This is a genomic window from Psychrobacter sp. AOP7-C1-14, from assembly GCF_052376135.1.
In the GTDB taxonomy this organism is placed as follows: Bacteria; Pseudomonadota; Gammaproteobacteria; order Pseudomonadales; family Moraxellaceae; genus Psychrobacter.
In genome coordinates this window covers 1-920 of sequence record NZ_JBQSVH010000045.1, presented here as the reverse complement: position 1 = coordinate 920, position 920 = coordinate 1, and the positions used below count along the sequence as shown (strand labels likewise).

Annotated in this window: 2 protein-coding genes; both read left to right on the top strand. The window is 40.3% G+C overall.

Annotated elements, in window-relative coordinates; genetic code table 11:
- Positions 1 to 65: 65 nt before the first annotated feature.
- Entirely contained in the window at positions 66 to 416 is a 351-nt protein-coding gene (locus tag ACT3QN_RS13650; protein ID WP_443512698.1) for an IS630 transposase-related protein, read from the top strand.
- Positions 391 to 915, top strand: coding sequence for an IS630 family transposase (locus ACT3QN_RS13645; protein ID WP_443529567.1), 525 nt, complete (start codon positions 391 to 393; stop codon positions 913 to 915). Before ACT3QN_RS13650 ends, ACT3QN_RS13645 begins: the two co-directional genes overlap by 26 nt.
- Positions 916 to 920 lie beyond the last annotated feature (5 nt).

The window sequence follows — 920 nt, the reverse complement described above, 5'->3', positions numbered from 1 at the left end:
TATAGTCAATCCTACTTAAAAATGTTATAAAATAATTAACAAATTCAATTGTTATTATAAAGACCATGACTTACTCACTAGATTTCCGCAAACAAGTACTAAAAAGCTTAGACGAGGGTATGACCTTTGCCGAGGCAGCTAAATTCTATAACCTCAGCCCAACCACCATACAAAACTGGAAGAGACGTGTTCATAGTAAAACAACCAGGCAAACCAAACCCTATAAAATACCAGATGACGTGCTACTCAATGATGTCAAAGAACATCCTGATGATTATCAGTATGAGCGAGCACGTCGTTTAAACTGTAGTAAAACAGGCATTCATCATGCCCTAAAGCGCCTAGGTATCAGTCAAAAAAAAGACCTTAGAACATCCAAAAGCCTGTCCGATCAAAAGAGCGGCGTATCAGAATAAGCTTGAGCACTTTAAGCAGCAAGGCTACCCCATTGTATATATGGACGAAAGCGGCTTTGAGGCTGAAACCATTCGCTCTCATGGTTATGCACCGATTGGTAAGCCTTGTATCGATAGCTACAACTGGCAAGGTAAAAAGCGAACCAACGTTATTGGTGCTCTATATGAAAAGATGCTGTTTGCGCTTGATTACTTTGAGACAAACATCAACAGCAGCATATTCTACAACTGGTGCAAACAAACCCTAATCCCAAGTCTTAAAACCAAATGCGTGATTGTGATGGATAACGCCAGATTTCATAAGAGCAAACGCATTCAAAAGCTACTAAACAGGCACGGGCATCGTATTCTTTGGTTGCCGCCGTACAGCCCAGACCTAAACCCTATCGAAAAGAAATGGGCTCAGGTGAAGTTTCTACGCCAAGGCTGGATGGAAAACGACTTATCCAAATTGTTTTATGATGTTTGCCCTAACCATAACAATTTTATTTTGAGCTGACTATA